Source organism: Pseudomonas sp. PMCC200344 (genome assembly GCF_030053095.1).
GTDB lineage: Bacteria > Pseudomonadota > Gammaproteobacteria > Pseudomonadales > Pseudomonadaceae > Aquipseudomonas > Aquipseudomonas svalbardensis.
Genome location: NZ_CP125618.1, coordinates 394,634 through 413,018, shown reverse-complemented (window position 1 = coordinate 413,018; position 18,385 = coordinate 394,634). Strand labels below are relative to the sequence as shown.

The following is an 18,385-nucleotide window of genomic DNA, read 5'->3' as shown; positions in this document are numbered from 1 at the left end:
GGCACACTGTTTCAACGCTTGGGTTCTACTCATGAGGTGTGGAACCGCTGTCGGAGTCGAAGATGAAAAACTGGCTGGACGAGATCAAGTGGGACGCCGACGGCCTGGTGCCGGCGATTGCCCAGGATCACAAGACCGGGCGCGTCCTGATGATGGCCTGGATGAACCGTGAAGCGCTGGAACTGACCGCTGCCGAGAACCGCGCCATTTACTGGTCACGTTCCCGTGGCAAGCTGTGGCGCAAGGGCGAAGAGTCCGGTCACGTGCAAACCCTGCATGAGATGCGCCTGGACTGTGACGCCGACGTGATCATCCTGATGGTCGAGCAGATCGGCGACATCGCTTGCCATACCGGCCGTCAGAGCTGCTTCTACCGCGTCTTCGAGAACGGCGACTGGAAAACCGTCGACCCGGTGCTCAAAGACCCGCACGCCATCTATTCCGCAGGACACAGCCATGAGTGACACTCTGACCCGTCTGGCCGAAGTGCTGGAAGAGCGCAAAGGCGCCGCCGCCGACAGCTCGTATGTCGCCAGCCTGTACCACAAGGGCTTGAACAAGATTCTGGAAAAAGTCGGCGAAGAGTCGGTCGAAACCATCATTGCCGCCAAGGATGCCGCTATCAGCGGTGACTGTAGCGATGTGATCTACGAAACCGCCGATTTGTGGTTCCACAGCATGGTCATGCTCGCCCAACTGGGGCAGCATCCACAGGCTGTACTCGATGAACTGGACCGTCGTTTCGGTCTGTCCGGACACGCCGAGAAAGCCTCGCGTCCGTCCGCCTGAACAACTATTAGAGAGGAGCAGCGACATGGGCATTTTTGACTGGAAACACTGGATCGTCATCCTGGTTGTTGTCGTGCTGGTGTTCGGCACCAAGAAACTGAAAAACCTCGGCACTGACGTGGGTGAGTCGATCAAGGGCTTTCGCAAAGCCATGAACGATGAAGACAAGCCAGCCGACCCGACGGTAACACCGGCTCAACCGGTTCCACCCGCTCAGCCACAGACCACACAGTCCGTGAACCAGCCGCACACCATCGACGTGCAGGCGCAAAAAGTCGAAGAGCCGATCCGCAAAGACGTGTGAGCACTGACTAATGTTTGGTATCAGCTTCCCTGAACTGCTGCTCGTCGGCCTCGTAGCCCTGCTGGTGCTGGGCCCCGAGCGTCTGCCGGGTGCTGCGCGCACCGCCGGCCTGTGGGTCGGCCGTCTGAAGCGCAGCTTCAACGCGATCAAACAGGAAGTTGAACGTGAAATCGGTGCCGACGAGATTCGTCGGCAGCTGCATAACGAGCACATTCTGTCGCTTGAGCAGGAGGCGCGGAAGATTTTCACGCCGACTCAGCAAGAAGCCACGCCGGTTCAGCCGGTTGAACCTGTGGCGGAGCAAACGATTCATGCTCCGATGGCAGCGGAACCTGCCCCGGTTGTAGCCGCGGTAGAACCTGCACCCGTTGAACCTGTTGCTCCTGCCGCCGTGCCGTCAACGCCGGCTCCTCACGACACCACTTTGCCGCCGCGAGTCTCATGAGCGATCTCCCCGAAAATGACCAGCACATGCCGCTGGTTTCGCACCTCACTGAGTTGCGTACCCGTCTGCTGCGCTGTGTAGCGGCGATCTTCATCATCTTCGCCGGGTTGTTTGCCTTCACCCAGCAGATCTACACCTTCGTCTCCACGCCGCTGCGCCAATACCTGCCAGTGGGCGCGACGATGATCGCCACCGACGTGTCGTCGCCGTTCCTGACTCCACTGAAGCTGACCATGATGGTGTCGCTGTTCCTGGCGATCCCGGTGATCCTGCATCAGATCTGGGGCTTCATTGCGCCAGGCTTGTACAAACATGAAAAACGCATCGCCGTGCCCTTGCTGGTATCGAGCATCATGCTGTTCTACGCCGGCATGGCGTTCGCCTATTACCTGGTGTTCCCGCTGATCTTCAAATTCTTCGCCGCCGCCACCCCGGCCGGCGTGGAGATGATGACCGACATCAGCAGCTACCTCGACTTCGTCATGACGCTGTTCTTCGCCTTCGGCGTGGCGTTCGAGATCCCGGTGGCCGTGGTGCTGCTGGTGTGGATCGGCGTGGTCGACGTCAAATACCTGAAGAAAATCCGCCCGTACGTGATCATCGGCTGCTTCGTGGTCGGCATGATCCTGACGCCACCAGACATTTTCTCGCAGACGTTGCTGGCCGTACCGATGTGGCTGCTGTTTGAAATCGGCATCCTGTTCGGTGGCCTGATCAGCAAGCGCGGCGATCATCCGGACGACCAGCCGGTCGACGATCACAACGACCAGCCGCCAGCGACCCAAGCGTGAACCTGCTGCTTCTCGAAGACGCCGACTTCATTGCGGCCGACCGGGCGATCCTGCGTGATCGCCGGTTGACGCACATGCAGGAAGTCCACCGTTCGGTTGTCGGCGACAGCCTGCGGGTCGGGCGTATCGGCGGGCTGATGGGCTCGGCCGAACTGCTGCGCCTGGACGCCGATGAAGCCGAGTTGCGCGTCACTCTCGACCAGCCACCACCGGCCAAGCTGCCGCTGACCTTGGTGTTGGCGCTGCCACGGCCGAAAATGCTGCGCAGGGTGTTTCAGACCGTGGCGGCCATGGGTGTGCCCCGAATCATTTTGGTGAACAGCTATCGCGTCGAGAAGAGCTTCTGGCAAACGCCGTTTCTGGAGCCCGAGGCGATTCGCGAGCAGTTGATCCTCGGCCTGGAACAGGCCCGGGACAGCGTGCTGCCGGAAGTCGTCATCGAGAAGCGCTTCAAGCCGTTCGTCGAAGACCGTCTGCCGGCGATCACCGACGGTACCCTCGGCCTCGTTGGCCATCCCGGCCATTATCCGCCCTGTCCTCGCGGCCTGGCCGAACCGGTGACCCTGGCCATCGGCCCCGAAGGTGGCTGGATTCCTTACGAAATCGACCTGCTCGGCAAGGCCGGTCTGCAACCGGTGCAGCTCGGCGACCGTATCCTGCGGGTCGAAACCGCTGTCACTGCGCTACTCGCCCGTCTCTTCTAAAACCTACAGATTCCCGCCCGCCTGCCGATACAACTCCCATAAAACCAACGAATGGTTCGAGGGAGTTGCAGCATGTACCGATGGCTAGCCGAGAAACTGGGGAACGTCAGCGTCAATCGCAAACTGGGTGTCGGCTTCGGTCTGGTGCTGCTGCTTACCTTGTTGATAACCTTCACCGGCTGGACCGGCCTGAGCGGTGTGATGAGTCGCGGCGATAAGCTGGGGTTTATTGCCAGCCTCAATGACCTGACCAAAGACCTGCGCCTGGCCCGTCTGGATTACGAAATGCGTCGTGGCGACCAAGGCCCCGGTGCGGTCAACGACCTGCTTGGCCAACTCGATACCGGCCTGAAAACCGCGCGCACGTTGATCGAACAACCGGCCGACGTGGCGATGATCGACCAGCAACTGGCTGCCGTCAGTGAGTACAAACAAGCTTTCACGGCCATGACCCAGGCCGGCGCCAACCGCGAAGACGCCCGCGGCAAACTCGGCGCCACCGCCGACAACGCCGCGGCCCGTGTCGCCGAAGTCGAAAAATCCATGCTGCAAGGTGACAGCGTCGCCGATTTCAACAGCGTGATCGACTTGAGCAAACTGATCCAGCAAGCGCGCTTCCAGGTTCGCGGTTATACCTACAGCGGCAAAACCGAGGCCGAGCAACCCGCTCTGGACGCCATCGACAACGCGTTGAAAAACCTCGAAAGCCTGCCCTCCAAACTGCCTGAACAGCACATCGCCAACCTGCAACAGGCCACTGACTCGCTCAAAGCCTATCGCGCCGCCGTCGGCCAGTTCCGCGACTCTCAGGTTGCCAGCGCCGCTGCGCTAAAACGCATGGCCGTACAAGGCGACATCCTGCTCGACGTCAGCAAAAAACTCACCGTGTCGCAAACCATCGTCCGTAACACTGACGCCGCGCATGCCAAAAACCTGCTGCTGCTGGCCACCGTCCTGGCGCTCGCCTTCGGCCTGCTTGCCGCTTGGGCGATCACTCGCCAGATCGTGATTCCCCTGAGCCAGACTCTCAAAGTGGCAGAGCGCGTTGCTGCCGGTGACCTGACCCAAAACCTTATCTCTGAGCGTCAGGACGAACTCGGTCAGCTACAGCGCGCCATGCAGAGCATGACCCTGGGCCTGCGCGAGTTGATCGGCGGCATCAGTGACGGCGTCACGCAAATCGCCAGCGCCGCCGAAGAGCTGTCGGCAGTCACCGAGCAGACCAGCGCCGGGGTCAACAGCCAGAAGGTCGAGACCGACCAGGTGGCCACCGCCATGAACGAAATGACCGCCACCGTGCAGGAAGTCGCGCGTAACGCCGAAGAAGCGTCCGAAGCCGCCGTCGCCGCTGACCAGCAGGCCCGCGAAGGTGACAAAGTAGTCGGCGAAGCCATCGCCCAGATCGAGCGCCTGGCCAAGGAAGTCGGCAACTCCACCGAGGCCATGGCTCATCTCAAACGCGAAAGCGACAAGATCGGCAGCGTGCTCGACGTGATCAAATCCGTGGCCCAGCAAACCAACCTGCTGGCCCTCAACGCCGCCATCGAAGCCGCCCGTGCCGGTGAGGCCGGACGTGGTTTTGCGGTGGTCGCCGACGAAGTCCGCAGCCTGGCCCAGCGTACCCAGAAGTCCACCGAAGAAATCGAAGAGCTGATCGTCGGCCTGCAAACCGGCACCCAGCAAGTGGCGACCATCATGGACAACAGCCGCAGCCTGACCGACAGCAGCGTCGAACTGACCCGCCGCGCCGGTGGCTCGCTGGAAAGCATTACCCGCACCGTCTCGGCGATTCAGTCGATGAACCAGCAGATCGCCGCCGCGGCAGAACAACAGAGCGCGGTGGCCGAAGAAATCAACCGTAGCGTGCTGAACGTGCGCGACGTGTCCGAGCAGACCTCGGCAGCCAGTGAAGAGACCGCGGCGTCCAGCGCTGAGCTGGCGCGGCTGGGGACGCATCTGCAGATGCTGGTGGGCAGGTTCAAGGTTTAAGGCGATTCAATGACCTCGGCTCGCTTGGGACCGAGGTGACGCAATCGCGGGCAAGCCCTGCTCCTACAGTTTGATGTTTGCCACAAGAATCGGGCACAACATCAAACTGTAGGAGCAAGGCTTGCCCGCGATGCTTTTAGGCCGGCGCTGAGGTTAGAGGACCTGCCGCAAGAAGGCCTGAGCCCGTGGATCCTTCGGCGCATCGAAGAATTGGGCCGGTGAAGCGTCTTCCAGCAATTTGCCGTGATCGAAGAACAGCACCCGATCCGCCACTTCCCGGGCGAAGCCCATTTCGTGGGTGACGCAAACCATGGTCATGCCTTCCACCGCCAGGGTTTTCATCACGTCCAGCACTTCGCCGACCATTTCCGGGTCGAGCGCCGAGGTCGGCTCATCGAACAGCATGACCTTCGGTTCCATCGCCAGTGCCCGGGCGATGGCCACGCGCTGCTGCTGACCGCCGGAAAGACGCGACGGAAACTCGTTGGCCTTCTGCGCAATACCGACCTTTTCCAGCAACGCCAAGGCCTTGGCCTCGCGCTCCTTCTTGCCGCGTTTGCGCACGACTTTCTGGGCCAGGCAGAGGTTTTCCAACACGGTCATGTGCGGGAACAGGTTGAAATGCTGGAACACCATGCCGACTTCGCGGCGGTAGGCATTCACATCGGTTTTCGGGTCGGCCAGTTGCAAGCCGTCGATGCTCACCGAGCCAGAATCAAACTCTTCCAGGCCGTTGAGGCAGCGCAGGAAGGTGGATTTGCCGGAACCGGACGGGCCGATCACCACCAGCACTTCGCCCTTGGCCACGTGCGTCGAGACGTTATCCACCGCGCGAACCACGTGGCCGCGGGTGTCGAAAACTTTTACCAGATCGCGGACTTCAATCACTTTGCGCGAGCCTCCGCTCAAGCCGGCTGGCGATTTTCGACAGCGGCAGGTTGATCAACAGGTACAGACCGGCCACGCAGAACAGGATTTCGAACGGCGAGAACGAGGTGGTGATGACTTCGCGGCCGCTTTTGAGCAGCTCGGTAATGGCGATCACCGACACCAGCGAGGTGTCCTTGACCAGACTGATGAACTGGCCGGCCAGCGGTGGCAGCACCCGTTTGAACGCTTGCGGCAGCACCACGTGGCGCATCGACTGACCAGCGCTCAGGCCCAGGGAGCGCGCGGCTTCGTTCTGGCCACGGGCGATGGATTGAACGCCGGAACGGATGATTTCCGCCACATAAGCACCGGTGAACAGCGACAGCGCGGCGATCCCGGCGAACTCCCGGGAGAGGTTCATCACAGTGCCGATGAAGAAGTAGAAGATGAAGATCTGCACCAGCAGCGGCGTACCGCGGACAAGCTCGACGTAGATCGTCGAGAGATCGCGCAGGGTCGGGTTGCTCGATAGTCGGCACAAGCCCGTGGCCAGGCCGATCAGCAGACCGAGCACACCTGAAATCACGGACAACCATAAGGTGGTCCAGAGCCCCCACATCAGCGGTCCGGCGGCCCAATGGCGGGTCACGCCAATCACATCGCCCTCGGCCACGTCATCACCTTGGGCGACTTGCAGGCTGTTGTCGTCGACGGTCAGGTGTTGCTCGACGCCGGCATCATTGCGCAGGGTGACTTCAGCCTTGTCGCCCTTGCGCACCAGTTCGCTGACGGTGGAGATATCGGCGGCACGCTGGGATTCTTCGGCGTGATAGGCGAAGTATTGCGGCACACGGTTCCAGCGCCATTCGTAGGACATCAGCGAGGTGGCGTAATACAACGCGCCAGCCAGGCCGATCAGCAGCAGCACGGTTAATACGTGCCACGGCCATTGGGCTTTTTTCTGTTTCATCTGTAAGCAGATTCCGAAATTTGTGTCGCCAAGGAGGCCGCCTTCGCGGGCAAACCTCGCTCCTACTTTGGAATGCGTTCCCCCTGTAGGAGCGAGGCTTGCCCGCGAATGGAGCGACGCGGTCTAGCTGACCGGGCCTTATTCCATATCCTTGAGCCAAGCGGTGTCTTTGAACCACTTGTCATGGATGCGATCGTAAGTGCCGTCTTCGTGGATCTGGCGCAGGAAGTTGTTGATGAAGTTGATGCTGTCGTAGTCACCCTTCTTCAAACCAAAGGCCAGCGGCTCGTAGGTGAACGGCTTGTCGAGGAACACCAGTTTGCCGGCACCAACCTTGTTCACCGCCACAACGTTGTAGGGCGCGTCGTAGATGAAAGCGTCGGCCTTGCCGTTGACCACGTCGAGCACAGCTTCCTGCTCGTTGTCATAGCCGTGGTATGTGGCTTTGGAGATAAGCTTTTTGGCCACCATCTCGCCGGTGGTGCCAAGCTTGGAAGTAATGCGGTAGTCCGCGGTGTTCAGGTCTTTATAGGACTTGATGGTGCCTTCCAGTTCCTTGCGGATCAGCAGGGTCTGGCCCACCACGATGAACGGTTCGCTGAAGTTCAGGCGCAGGTTGCGCTCCTGGGTCAGGGTCATGCCGCTGCCGATCATGTCGAACTTGTCGGTGAGCAAGGCCGGGATAATGCCGTCGTAGCCGGTGGAAACCATCTCCAGCTTGACGCCCATGGCCTTGGTCATGGCTTTGAGAATGTCGACTTCGAAGCCGATGATCTCGCCGCGCTTGTTGGTCATTTCGAACGGCATGTAGGTCGGGTCCATGCCGACTTTCAGCGTGCCGCGCTTGACCGCGTCATCGATGGCACCGGCGTACGCCGCGTTGACTGCAACCAATGCCGTGACGCCGACCAGCAGCATCGAGAGATACTTCTTCATCATCAAGTCCCCAAAACCATCGCGTTGTGAGGCGCGCAAACCGCGGGTTTCCATTGGGAAACCGGCAGATACGAACAGAAAGTTGTCCGGGCGCACCAATTCGGGAACGGATGCTAACGCACTCGTTCGTTTGCACAAGGGTTTACACAGGATTTGTTGCTCAAACGCAGAGCGTGGGAACGATCATCTGCGCAAAAAAAACCCGCTTTCGCGGGTTTTTTTGTCAGGCCAACTGAGGCTGCACACTCAGCGGCTTGAGCGGCAACAGCGGCGCATGGGGGTCGGCTTTCACCGATTTACGCCACGCTTCCAGCCACTCGGGGTGAGCTTCGTTCCAGATCTGCTCATGCAGACGACCCAATGCCACCGGATCACTGAGCAGTTGCACGCGCTCATTGTTGTTCAGACCTTCAGGCCCGGCTTTCAGCGCATGACGCACCCGTTCGATCCGCAGCCATTCGATCGGCTCGGCCTCACGGTGGCGTGAAGTCGCCAGCGAGCACGCCAAGGCGTTCTGCTGTGGATCGACCACTGCCCGGACGAAGCCGTCGTTCAGCGCATGCCAACGGTTTTCGTGGGTGTACTGGTCGGTCGCCACCAACGCCTGTGGCGGATTGTATTCCTCAGGGATCAGGAACAGGCTTTCGTCACGGGACTTGAGGCCCAGGCCAACTCGACTGGAGATCACCGACACCGGAATCGACAGCATCAACGAACCGACGATCGGCACCAGCCACCAGAGAAAGCTCGGGTTCAGCCAGATCACCAGCAGGGCCCAGAAAAAGCCCAGCAAGGTTTGCGGACCGTGGCGTTTGACCGCTTCGCTCCATGGCGTGGAATCGTCGTCACGTTGCGGCGAGTTCCAGGTCGCGGCCCAGCCGAGGAACGCGGCGAGCACGAAGCGGGTGTGGAAAATCATCCGTACCGGTGCCAGCAGCATGGAGAACAGCATCTCCAGCAGCATCGACATCGTCACCTTGAACTTGCCACCGAACTCTTTCGCGCCCTTGGCCCAGATCAGGATGATGCTCAACAACTTCGGCAGGAACAGCAGCACGACGGTGGTCGAGAACAGCGCAATCGCCTTGTCCGGGTGCCATTGTGGCCACAACGGATAGAGCTGACGTGGCTCAAGGAAGTACTGCGGCTCCATCAGCGTGTTGACCGCCAGCAGCGCCGTCGACAGCACGAGGAAGAAGAACCACAACGGCGCCGACAGGTAAGACATCACGCCCGTCAGGAACACCGCACGGTGCACCGGGTGCATGCCTTTTACCAGGAACAACCGGAAGTTCATCAGGTTGCCGTGACACCAGCGACGGTCACGCTTGAGTTCGTCCAGCAGGTTCGGCGGCAATTCTTCGTAGCTGCCCGGCAAGTCGTAGGCAATCCACACGCCCCAGCCGGCACGGCGCATCAGCGCCGCTTCAACGAAGTCATGGGACAGAATTGCACCGGCAAACGCGCCTTTACCGGGCAACGGCGCCAAGGCGCAGTGCTCGATGAACGGCTTCATGCGGATGATCGCGTTGTGGCCCCAGTAGTGGGATTCGCCCAACTGCCAAAAGTGCAGACCGGCGGTAAACAGCGGACCGTACACGCGAGTGGCGAACTGCTGCATGCGTGCATACAGCGTGTCCATGCCCGAAGCGCGTGGCGCGGTCTGGATGATCCCGGCGTCCGGGGTGGCTTCCATCAAGCGCACCAGACTGGTCAGGCAATCGCCGCTCATCACGGAGTCCGCGTCGAGCACGACCATGTACTTGTAATCACCGCCCCAACGACGGCAGAAGTCGTCGAGGTTACCGCTTTTACGCTTAACGCGGCGGCGACGGCGGCGATAGAAGATCTTGCCGAAGCCTTTGGCTTCACGGCAGACGTCCAGCCAGGCCTGTTGCTCGGCGACGCAGATATCGGCGTCGTTACTGTCGCTGAGGACAAAGAAGTCGAAGCGATCCAGGTTACCCGTGGCCGCAACCGACTCGAAGGTCGCCCGCAAACCGGCAAACACCCGCGGCACGTCTTCGTTGCAGATCGGCATCACCAGTGCGGTGCGCGCGTCCGTGGGGATCGGCTCGTTACCGGCGCTTTTACCGGAAATGCGGTATTTGTCATGGCCTGTGAGCAACTCGAGGAAGCCCATCAACGCGGTCCAGAAACCGGCCGACACCCAGCAGAACAGAATCCCGAACAGAATCAGGATGCTGGTTTGCAGCGCATACGGCAGTACTTGGGTGACGGTTTGCAGGAACGGCTGGTGCAGGACTTCATCGAGGTCGACGAACGACCAGCCCTGGTACGGCATGATGCCTTTCATGTACCAGCCGGCAACGATGGTCTGGCCGAGCATCAGTATCAGCAGAATGTAGCGACGGATCGAACCGACGGTGCGCCAGCGAGCCGCCGGCAGCACATTTTCATCCTTCGGCGGGGCCGGCGGATTGGTGCGACCGGTCAGACGACGCCAGCCACGCACCAGAATGTTGGTGCGCCACGGCTCCGGCACGACTTTGGTCCGACGAATCGGCGGGGTTGCCCGCAGGCAAACCCGGCCGCTGGCGTCGAGCACCAGCATTTCAGCGTCGGCCAGTTCTTCGGCGGTGTTCAGCGTCAAACGACGCCCCACCGAAGCTTGAGCAGCCTCGGTCGGCGCGTCGAACGTCGAGGACGAAAGGCGCTCATGCAATTCGCTGAAAGACTGGCAGCCCGCGAGTTCCGCGCGCTGCTGGTCGGTCATCGGCAGATGCGCCAGATACTCGGCAAGAGTCTCTGGCTGTACTTGAGAATTACTCATCGGCAGGCAACTGGTAGCTCCAGGTCTCGGTCAGGACTTCTTCAGTCGGTACCGATTCCGGTGTGGCTGGGGCCGCCTCGGCAGCAACAGGCTGCTTGGCGTCTTTGTTGTCCTTGTCCTTGGAATCTGCGGCTGGCTTGGCTTCAACCTGCTTGGCCTCAGCTTGATTGGCTTCTTTGTCCAGCTTCTCCTGCTGCCGAGCGGCAATCTTGTCAGCCTTGGCGACGGAAGAATTGGATGCCGGATACGATGTTTTGGCCAGGTCGGCAGTCACGATGTTCTTGACCAGCGCAGCACGCATCTCGGTAGGCTTGCCCGGATCCTTGATTTTCATCCGCAGCGTCAGGCGCCAGCCTTTGGTTTCAGGGTTGTAACGTACGCTGTTCTCGACCAGCTCGGCATTCTCGCCAACGCTGACCTGGCTACGAACCTCCGTATCTTCCGGCAATGCCGCAAGGGACGGGCCTTCGAAGTCCACCAGATAAGCAACGCTGCCGTCCGGCTGACGGATCAGGTTGGACTGTTTCACGTCACCTGTGGAACGCAGGGTCTGTTGGACCCAGGCGCTGTCCGGTGCGTGAAGCGAAGCTTCGTCGATGGTCCAGTGCATGCGATAAGCGACGTCCAGCGGCTGGCCAGGCTCAGGCAGTTTTTCCGGACTCCAGAACGCGACGATATTGTCGTTGGTTTCGTCGGCAGTCGGAATCTCTACCAGATCGACGGAGCCCTTGCCCCAATCGCCTTTTGGTTCGATCCAGGCACTTGGGCGCTTGTCGTAGCGGTCGTCGAGGTCTTCGTAGTGGCTGAAGTCACGGCCACGTTGCAGCAGGCCGAAACCTCGCGGGTTCTCGATCGAGAAATTGCTCACTGACAAGTGTTTCGGATTGTTCAGTGGGCGCCAGATCCACTCGCCGTTACCGGCATGGATCGACAGACCGCTGGAGTCATGCAGTTCTCGACGGTAGTTCAGCACTTTCGACGGCTGATTGGCGCCGAACAGGAACATGCTGGTCAGCGGCGCAACGCCAAGCTTGGTGACCTTGTCACGCAGGAACATCTTGGCCTTGACGTCGACAACGGTGTCGCTGCCCGGACGCAGGGTCAGGCGATAGGCACCGGTAGCGCGTGGCGAATCCAGCAGGGCGAAGATCACCAGGTGCTTGTCACCCGGTTTTGGCTGTTGAATCCAGAACTCGGTGAAACGCGGGAATTCTTCGCCGGACGGCAACGCGGTATCGATGGCCATGCCGCGAGCGGACAAGCCATAGGTGTGACCCTTGCCGACAACGCGGAAGTAACTCGCGCCGAGCATGGTCATGATTTCGTCTTGCTTGTCAGCCTTGTTGACTGGGTAAAGCACACGGAAACCGGCATAACCCAGTTGCTCGGTGGCTTTCGGATCGAACTTCACGTCGCCGAAATCGAAACGACTTGGGTCGTATTTGATCTCTTCGACGGTGTTAGCTGTGATTTCGTTGATTTTCACCGGCGTATCGAAATGCATACCCTGGTGATAGAACGACAGCTTGAACGGGGTCTTCTGATCGGCCCACTCGGCTTTTTCGGTCAGGAAGCGAATTTTTTGATAGTCCGCGAATTTCATCTCGCGGAACTCGTTCGGCAGGTTACTGCGCGGAGCTTCGTACTTCTGCCCGGCCAGCTCTTTTGCTTTGACCGATACATCATCCAGATTGAATGCCCAAAGCTGACCGGCGCTGAGCAGGCAGAGCAGTGCAGAGCCCGCTACCAGAGCGCTTCGTAACCGTTTGGCAGACAATTTTGGTGCATTACAGGGACTAACAATCACGAGCAACCCTCGCCGAAAACAGATCAAAAAACCAACGGCCAGTTAAAGAGCCTGTGAGGAGAACGGCATGGAAAAACCGACCCTACAGACCACTCTTGCCAAGTTGGCGAGCATTGTTCCGACTCCTATGGGGCTAAATGATTCCCCAAGAAGTCCAGGACAAGTCTCTACCTAAGTCAAAATGGACCAACGAACGCTGATCCCCGTAGCGCGCGATTATCTAGTAGGCCGCGTTACAACGCATCAGGGGTAACAAAGTATTTATCGCGAAAAACCCCTGTTTTCAGTCGAAAAGCCCTTAAAAACATGTTTCAAGCGCTTTCAGGTCTGTAACAGGAAGGTTACCGGGCCGTCGTTGACCAGGTGCACCTGCATATCCGCGCCGAATCTACCTGATGCCACAGTGCCATGCACCTGTTTCGCTTTGCCTAATAGATAGTCGAAAAGTTCCTCGCCAAGGGCCGGAGGGGCAGCGGTCGAAAAACTCGGGCGCAACCCGCTCTTGGTATCGGCGGCCAGGGTGAACTGTGAGACCAGCAGCAACCCACCGCCTACATCCGCCAGGGACAAATTCATCTTGCCCTCGGCGTCACTGAACACACGATAGTTAAGCAGCTTCTGCAGAAGTTTGTCGGCGCTGGCCCGAGTATCCTCGGGCTCGACCGCCACCAGCACCAGCAAACCCTGATCAACGGCGCCAACCACCTCCCCCGCTACCTCGACTCGCGCGCCACGCACGCGTTGCAGCAGGCCCTTCATGCTTCTTCAGGGGCCAGGTCGAGCAGACGATGGGCCATCTGATTGGCGGCGCGAACCAGTGCGTCAGTAATGCCAGGTTCGGAGGCGGCATGGCCGGCGTCACGGATCACCTGCAATTCACTGTTCGGCCAGTTCTGATGCAGTTCCCAGGCGTTATCCAGCGGGCAGATCACGTCGTAGCGACCGTGGACGATCACGCCAGGCAAATGAGCGATCTTGCCCATGTCGCGGATCAGCTGGTTGGGCTCGAGGAACGCATTGTTGGTGAAGTAGTGACATTCGATGCGGGCGATGGACAGCGCGCGCTGTGGCTCGGAGAAACGATCGACCACCATCGGGTTCGGGCGCAGGGTAGCGGTCCGGCCTTCCCAGGTGGACCAGGCCTTGGCCGCGTGCATCTGGGCAATCTGATCGTTGCCGACCAGGCGTTTATGGAAAGCCGAGAGCAAGTCTTCACGCTCGTCCAGCGGGATCGGCGCGATGTAGTCCTGCCAGTAATCGGGGAACAGACGACTGGCGCCACACTGGTAGAACCACTCGATTTCCTGCGGACGGCAGAGAAAAATCCCGCGCAGAATCAGACCGTGCACACGCTCCGGATGGGTTTGTGCGTAGGCAAGCGCCAGGGTCGAACCCCACGAACCGCCGAACAACACCCATTTGTCGATGCCAAGGTGCTGGCGAATTCGCTCAAGGTCGGCGACCAGATCCCAGGTGGTGTTGTTTTCCAGGCTGGCGTGGGGCGTGGAACGACCGCAACCGCGCTGGTCGAAGGTCACAATGCGATACAGGTTTGGATCGAAATACCGGCGGCTCTGGGCATCACACCCGGCGCCGGGGCCGCCGTGGATGAATACAACCGGCAAACCTTCCGGCGAACCGCTTTCGTCGACATACAGCGTGTGGGTTTCATCGACGGCCAGATCGTGCCGGGCGTGGGGTTTGATCTGCGGGTACAAAGTCTGCATTGCGCGCTCCGTAAGGGGTCGAGGTCATCCCTGGGGGGACTTCTATTATTCTGCCGTCCGGCATCATAAACCCGAATTACGCCAATGAGCATGCCTTGCAGAGTCAGAGTTTTTCAGCCCGTTTTTTCAGACAAATAGCCGAGCAGCGTTTCATAGAGTGCGTCGACCTCGGCGACCTGCCCCCGAGCCCGCAGACAGCCGTGGACCAACCCCTCGCCGTAGTAAAGCGTCGCTGTCACATCTGCTGCGTTCAGTCGCTCGGCGTAGAGCACGCCGTCATCGCGCAGCGGGTCGAATTGCGCCACGGCGATCAAAGCCGGCGGCAAGCCCCTGAAATCTTCGGCGAGCAACGGCATCGCATAGGCCCCTGGCTGCCCAGTGCCGCGCAAGTACAGGGCGTGATAACAATCCAGATCGCTACTGCTGAGCAAGGGGGCATCGATGCATTCGCTGCGCGACGGCAATCGGTGATCACCGCCCAGCCCCGGATAAATCAGCACCTGCGCAGCCGGCAATGGCTCCCCCGCATCGCGCAACGCCAAACACAACGCAGCCGCAAGATTGCCACCGGCGCTGTCCCCGGCCACCAGCGTTCGTTCAGGATCGAGCCGGAATGGCCCGGTCCGTAGCGCACGCCAGACACCCAGACAGTCCTCGAACGCCGCCGGAAACGGATGCTCCGGCGCCAGCCGATAATCGACGGCGATCACCAGCACACCGAGCGTCGACGCCAGTTCGGCGCAGATGAAGTCGTGGGAATCCAGATCCCCCACCACCCACCCACCGCCGTGCAGATACACGATGCACGGGCAACCGCTGGTCGGTGGCGAAACCGGCGGCTGATAAGACCGCACCGGCACGCCGGCCAATTCGAAATCCACCACATAAAGCCCGGCGGGACGTGACGGAGTGAACGCCCGGCACATGTCGCTGTAGGCCTGACGCAAACCGGCGAGGCTGCTGTCGGTGCTGTTGTAGCTGACGGTTTTCCCGACGAAAGCCGCCATTTGCTCGGATAACGGATAGGAACTCATCAAAGTTTCAAACTGATCTGAATGGTCGCCACGCCATCCTTGCCATCAAAACTGGTGACACCGGCGAGCCAGCGCTGCAGATCCTCGGGATGATCGCGCAACCATTGTTTGGCGACGTCCTGAGGCGTCTTGCGCTCCATGATCGGCACCATCAACTGGCTTTCCTGGGCCGCGGTGAAGGTCAGGTTTTCCAGCAGGCGATTCACATTCGGGCAGCGCTGTGCGTAGTCCGGGGCGGTCACGGTGGAGACGGTGGCGGCGCCCTCGTTCGGGCCGTAAACGTCTTCGCTGCCGGTCAGGTAGGCGATCTTCATGTTGATGTTCATCGGATGCGGGGTCCAGCCGACGAATACCACGAACTCCTTGCGATTCACCGCCCGCTGAACGGCGGCAAGCATGCCGGCCTCACCGGACTCGGTCAGCTTGAAATCCTTCAAGCCAAAGTGATTGGTCTCGATCATGGATTTGATGGTGGTGTTGGCGCCGCTGCCCGGCTCGATGCCGTAGATCTTGCCGCCGAGTTGATCCTTGAATTTGGCGATATCGGCGAAAGTTTTCAGGCCTGCTTCGGCGACGTACTCCGGTACGGCGAGCGTTGCCTGGGCGTCAGCCAGGCTCGGCTTGTCCATGACCTTCACCTGATTGGCAGCCACAAACGGGGCGATGTTTTTGTCCATCGCCGGTTTCCAGTAACCGAGGAAGATGTCGAGGCGCTTGTCGCGGATGCCGGCGAAGATGATTTGCTGCACGGCGCTGGTTTGCTTGCTTTCGTAACCGAGGCCATTGAGCAGCACATCGGCCATGCCACTGGTGGCGATCACGTCGGTCCAGTTGACCACGCCCATGCGCACGGCCTTGCAGGAAGCGTCGTCACTGGCCAGGACGCTGGTGCTCAGAAGAGCGGTGCCGCAGAGGATTGAGAGACAGCGGGTAAACAGTCTTTTCATTGGGGAGGTTCTCGTGCGGCAGCGGATTATTGTCGGGCCGGTGTCTTTGTGCACCGTGCCCAGAACATTACGCAGCGCCGAGAGGGAAAAAGCGAACTGTAGCGACCGTGTTTTGCACGGTGGCGACTGTTCCGGAAAGGTATCGAGAAGAACCCCGAACTGTGGGAGCGAGCCTGCTCGCGAAGGCGGTGTATCAAACAACATTTATGTCGACTGATACTCCCTCTTCGCGAGCAGGCTCGCTCCCACAAGGGTTATGCGCTGTAGTGTTTCTCGCCCCAGGCCAGCAGCCCTTGCAGCAATTCCTTGAGCACCACCTGCGTCGGCGCCGCCAGGTCCGGGCGATAGCGGAACGGCTCGAACTCCTCCATGTACGTGCACTGGCCCAACTCCAGTTGTACGGCATGGATGTTCTCGGCCGGATTGCCGTAATGCCGGGTGATGTGGCCGCCCTTGAAGCGACCGTTCAGCACATGGCTGTAATCGCCGTGGCGCGCGCAGATGGCTTCCAGCTCAGAGGCCAACTGCGGATCGCAACTGGCGCCGTTGAAGGTGCCGAGGTTGAAGTCCGGCAGTTTGCCGTCGAACAGGTGCGGAATGATCGAGCGGATCGAGTGCGCATCGAACAGCAATGCGTAGCCAAACTCGGCTTTCAGTCGCGCCAGCTCGTTCTGCAAAGTGCTGTGGTACGGCGTCCAGATCTGCTCCAGGTAAGTCGCGCGTTCCGCCGCTGACGGCTCCATGCCCTCACGGAACAACGGAATGCCGTCGAACAGCGTCGCCGGGTACAGACCGGTGGTCGCGCCGGCATACAAAGGCTTGTCGTCGGACGGTCGATTCAGGTCGATGACAAAACGCGAGTACTCGGCGGCCAAGGTGCTGGCGCCCAGCTCGGCAGCAAATTCATAGAGCTGCGGGATATGCCAGTCGGTGTCGGGCAGGCTTTTCGCGTCGGGGATCAACCCGGCTTCGACCGTCGGGGTCAGGCGCAGGCCGGCATGGGGCATGCTGATCAGCAGCGGCACGCGACCTTGTTTGAAGTTCAGAACCTTATCCACAACTGTTCTCCTAAATGCTCACTTCAACGCCGTGACGCACGACGCGTTTTTCCAGGTCACCGCCCAGCCAGTACGACAGGTCAGCCGGACGATCGATTTGCCAGGCGACGAAATCTGCACACTTGCCGACTTCCAGCGAACCGTGGGTTTCAGCCATGCCCAGCGCCGTGGCGGCATGAATCGTTGCACCCGCCAGGGCTTCTTCCGGGGTCATGCGGAAACAGGTGCACGCCATGTTCAGCATCAAACGTAACGACAGCGCCGGTGAGGTGCCTGGGTTGAGGTCGCTGGCGATGGCAATTTTCACCCCGTGTTTGCGCAGAGCCTCCATCGGCGGCAATTGGGTTTCCCGCAGGAAGTAAAAGGCGCCGGGCAGCAACACCGCGACGGTGCCGGACTTGGCCATGGCGATGGCGTCGTCTTCGGTCATGAATTCCAGGTGATCGGCCGACAGTGCGTGGTAACGCGCCGCCAAACTCGAACCATGCAACGACGACAACTGTTCGGCGTGCAGCTTCACCGGCAAGCCGAGTTTCTGCGCGGTAATGAACACCCGCTCGACTTGCGCCGGCGAAAACGCCAGGTATTCGCAGAACGCGTCCACCGCATCCACCAGCCCTTCGGCGGCCAGAGCAGGGAGCATCTCGGCGCAGATGTGATCGATGTAGTCGTCGGCACGGTCCGCGTATTCCGGCGGCAAGGCATGAGCGGCCAGGCAGGTGCTGCGCACGCTGACCGGGAGCTCGGCACCGAGACGGCGGATGACCCGCAGGATCTTGCGTTCGCTGGCCAGGTCCAGGCCGTAGCCGGATTTCATTTCGACCGTGGTCACGCCGTCGCGCATCAGGCTCTTCAGACGCTTGGCGGCGCTGACGAACAGCTCGTCTTCAGTGGCTGCGCGAGTGGCGCGCACGGTGCTGGCGATGCCACCACCGGCCGCTGCGATTTCTGCATAGCTGACGCCTTGCAGACGCTGTTCGAATTCACCGCTGCGGTTACCGCCGAACACCGTGTGGGTGTGGCAGTCGATCAGGCCCGGCGTCACCCAGGCCCCTTTAAGATCATTGACTGCCGGGTACTCGCCCGACGGCAGTTCAGCGCGTGGGCCGATCCACTCAATGTGCGCTCCTGACGTCACAATGGCCGCATCCTCGATGATCGAGTAGGCGCCTTGCGCCATGGTTGCGACGTGGCAGTGTTGCCAGAGAGTTTTCATCCGT

General features: G+C 60.3%; 18 protein-coding genes. 7 read left to right on the top strand and 11 right to left on the bottom strand.

Annotation, left to right across the window (positions count from 1 at the left end):
• Positions 1 to 62: 62 nt before the first annotated feature.
• The 7 genes from hisI to QFW87_RS01880 all read left to right on the top strand — a co-directional run bounded on the left by hisI (position 63) and on the right by QFW87_RS01880 (position 5,022).
• Entirely contained in the window at positions 63 to 464 is a 402-nt protein-coding gene (hisI, locus tag QFW87_RS01910; RefSeq protein WP_008149521.1) for a phosphoribosyl-AMP cyclohydrolase, read from the top strand.
• Positions 457 to 789 carry a phosphoribosyl-ATP diphosphatase gene (locus QFW87_RS01905; RefSeq protein ID WP_008047820.1) on the top strand — a complete coding sequence of 111 codons (333 nt, stop codon included), beginning with the start codon at positions 457 to 459 and terminating at the stop codon, positions 787 to 789. The genes hisI and QFW87_RS01905 overlap by 8 nt, the downstream gene beginning before the upstream one ends.
• 25 nt (positions 790 to 814) lie before the next feature.
• Positions 815 to 1,093 (top strand): twin-arginine translocase TatA/TatE family subunit, encoded by a 279-nt coding sequence (locus QFW87_RS01900; RefSeq protein WP_283182607.1) that lies wholly within the window; start codon positions 815 to 817, stop codon positions 1,091 to 1,093.
• Between the two features lie 10 nt (positions 1,094 to 1,103).
• On the top strand, positions 1,104 to 1,538 hold the full coding sequence (gene tatB / locus QFW87_RS01895; RefSeq protein ID WP_283189684.1) for a Sec-independent protein translocase protein TatB: 435 nt from the start codon (positions 1,104 to 1,106) through the stop codon (positions 1,536 to 1,538).
• Positions 1,535 to 2,329 carry a twin-arginine translocase subunit TatC gene (tatC, locus tag QFW87_RS01890; protein WP_008025235.1) on the top strand — a complete coding sequence of 265 codons (795 nt, stop codon included), beginning with the start codon at positions 1,535 to 1,537 and terminating at the stop codon, positions 2,327 to 2,329. The genes tatB and tatC overlap by 4 nt, the downstream gene beginning before the upstream one ends.
• A complete protein-coding gene (locus QFW87_RS01885) occupies positions 2,326 to 3,033 on the top strand; it encodes a 16S rRNA (uracil(1498)-N(3))-methyltransferase (RefSeq protein ID WP_283189683.1) in 708 nt (235 codons plus the stop codon). Before tatC ends, QFW87_RS01885 begins: the two co-directional genes overlap by 4 nt.
• 72 nt (positions 3,034 to 3,105) lie before the next feature.
• A complete protein-coding gene (locus QFW87_RS01880) occupies positions 3,106 to 5,022 on the top strand; it encodes a methyl-accepting chemotaxis protein (RefSeq protein WP_283189682.1) in 1,917 nt (638 codons plus the stop codon).
• A gap of 153 nt (positions 5,023 to 5,175) precedes the next feature.
• Here QFW87_RS01880 and QFW87_RS01875 read toward each other — a convergent pair whose 3' ends face one another.
• The 11 genes from QFW87_RS01875 to hutI all read right to left on the bottom strand — a co-directional run bounded on the left by QFW87_RS01875 (position 5,176) and on the right by hutI (position 18,381).
• Complete coding sequence (locus QFW87_RS01875) at positions 5,176 to 5,910, bottom strand: amino acid ABC transporter ATP-binding protein (protein ID WP_283182603.1); 735 nt, start codon at positions 5,908 to 5,910, stop codon at positions 5,176 to 5,178.
• On the bottom strand, positions 5,903 to 6,862 hold the full coding sequence (locus QFW87_RS01870; RefSeq protein WP_283182602.1) for an amino acid ABC transporter permease: 960 nt from the start codon (positions 6,860 to 6,862) through the stop codon (positions 5,903 to 5,905). Before QFW87_RS01870 ends, QFW87_RS01875 begins: the two co-directional genes overlap by 8 nt.
• Before the next feature lie 138 nt (positions 6,863 to 7,000).
• A complete protein-coding gene (locus QFW87_RS01865) occupies positions 7,001 to 7,798 on the bottom strand; it encodes a transporter substrate-binding domain-containing protein (protein ID WP_283182601.1) in 798 nt (265 codons plus the stop codon).
• A gap of 223 nt (positions 7,799 to 8,021) precedes the next feature.
• A complete protein-coding gene (gene mdoH / locus QFW87_RS01860; protein WP_283182600.1) occupies positions 8,022 to 10,592 on the bottom strand; it encodes a glucans biosynthesis glucosyltransferase MdoH in 2,571 nt (856 codons plus the stop codon).
• Positions 10,585 to 12,399, bottom strand: a complete 1,815-nt coding sequence (locus tag QFW87_RS01855; RefSeq protein WP_283182599.1) for a glucan biosynthesis protein G — start codon at positions 12,397 to 12,399, stop codon at positions 10,585 to 10,587. The genes mdoH and QFW87_RS01855 overlap by 8 nt, the downstream gene beginning before the upstream one ends.
• 321 nt (positions 12,400 to 12,720) lie before the next feature.
• Positions 12,721 to 13,158 (bottom strand): D-aminoacyl-tRNA deacylase, encoded by a 438-nt coding sequence (gene dtd / locus QFW87_RS01850; RefSeq protein WP_008149496.1) that lies wholly within the window; start codon positions 13,156 to 13,158, stop codon positions 12,721 to 12,723.
• Positions 13,155 to 14,126 carry a prolyl aminopeptidase gene (pip, locus tag QFW87_RS01845; RefSeq protein ID WP_223431133.1) on the bottom strand — a complete coding sequence of 324 codons (972 nt, stop codon included), beginning with the start codon at positions 14,124 to 14,126 and terminating at the stop codon, positions 13,155 to 13,157. Before pip ends, dtd begins: the two co-directional genes overlap by 4 nt.
• A 113-nt stretch (positions 14,127 to 14,239) precedes the next feature.
• Positions 14,240 to 15,160 (bottom strand): alpha/beta hydrolase, encoded by a 921-nt coding sequence (locus QFW87_RS01840; RefSeq protein WP_283189681.1) that lies wholly within the window; start codon positions 15,158 to 15,160, stop codon positions 14,240 to 14,242.
• Positions 15,160 to 16,107 (bottom strand): choline ABC transporter substrate-binding protein, encoded by a 948-nt coding sequence (locus QFW87_RS01835; protein ID WP_283189680.1) that lies wholly within the window; start codon positions 16,105 to 16,107, stop codon positions 15,160 to 15,162. The genes QFW87_RS01840 and QFW87_RS01835 overlap by 1 nt, the downstream gene beginning before the upstream one ends.
• A gap of 254 nt (positions 16,108 to 16,361) precedes the next feature.
• Positions 16,362 to 17,165, bottom strand: a complete 804-nt coding sequence (gene hutG, locus QFW87_RS01830; protein ID WP_283182596.1) for an N-formylglutamate deformylase — start codon at positions 17,163 to 17,165, stop codon at positions 16,362 to 16,364.
• A gap of 10 nt (positions 17,166 to 17,175) precedes the next feature.
• Positions 17,176 to 18,381 (bottom strand): imidazolonepropionase, encoded by a 1,206-nt coding sequence (gene hutI / locus QFW87_RS01825; RefSeq protein ID WP_283189679.1) that lies wholly within the window; start codon positions 18,379 to 18,381, stop codon positions 17,176 to 17,178.
• Between the last annotated feature and the right edge of the window lie 4 nt (positions 18,382 to 18,385).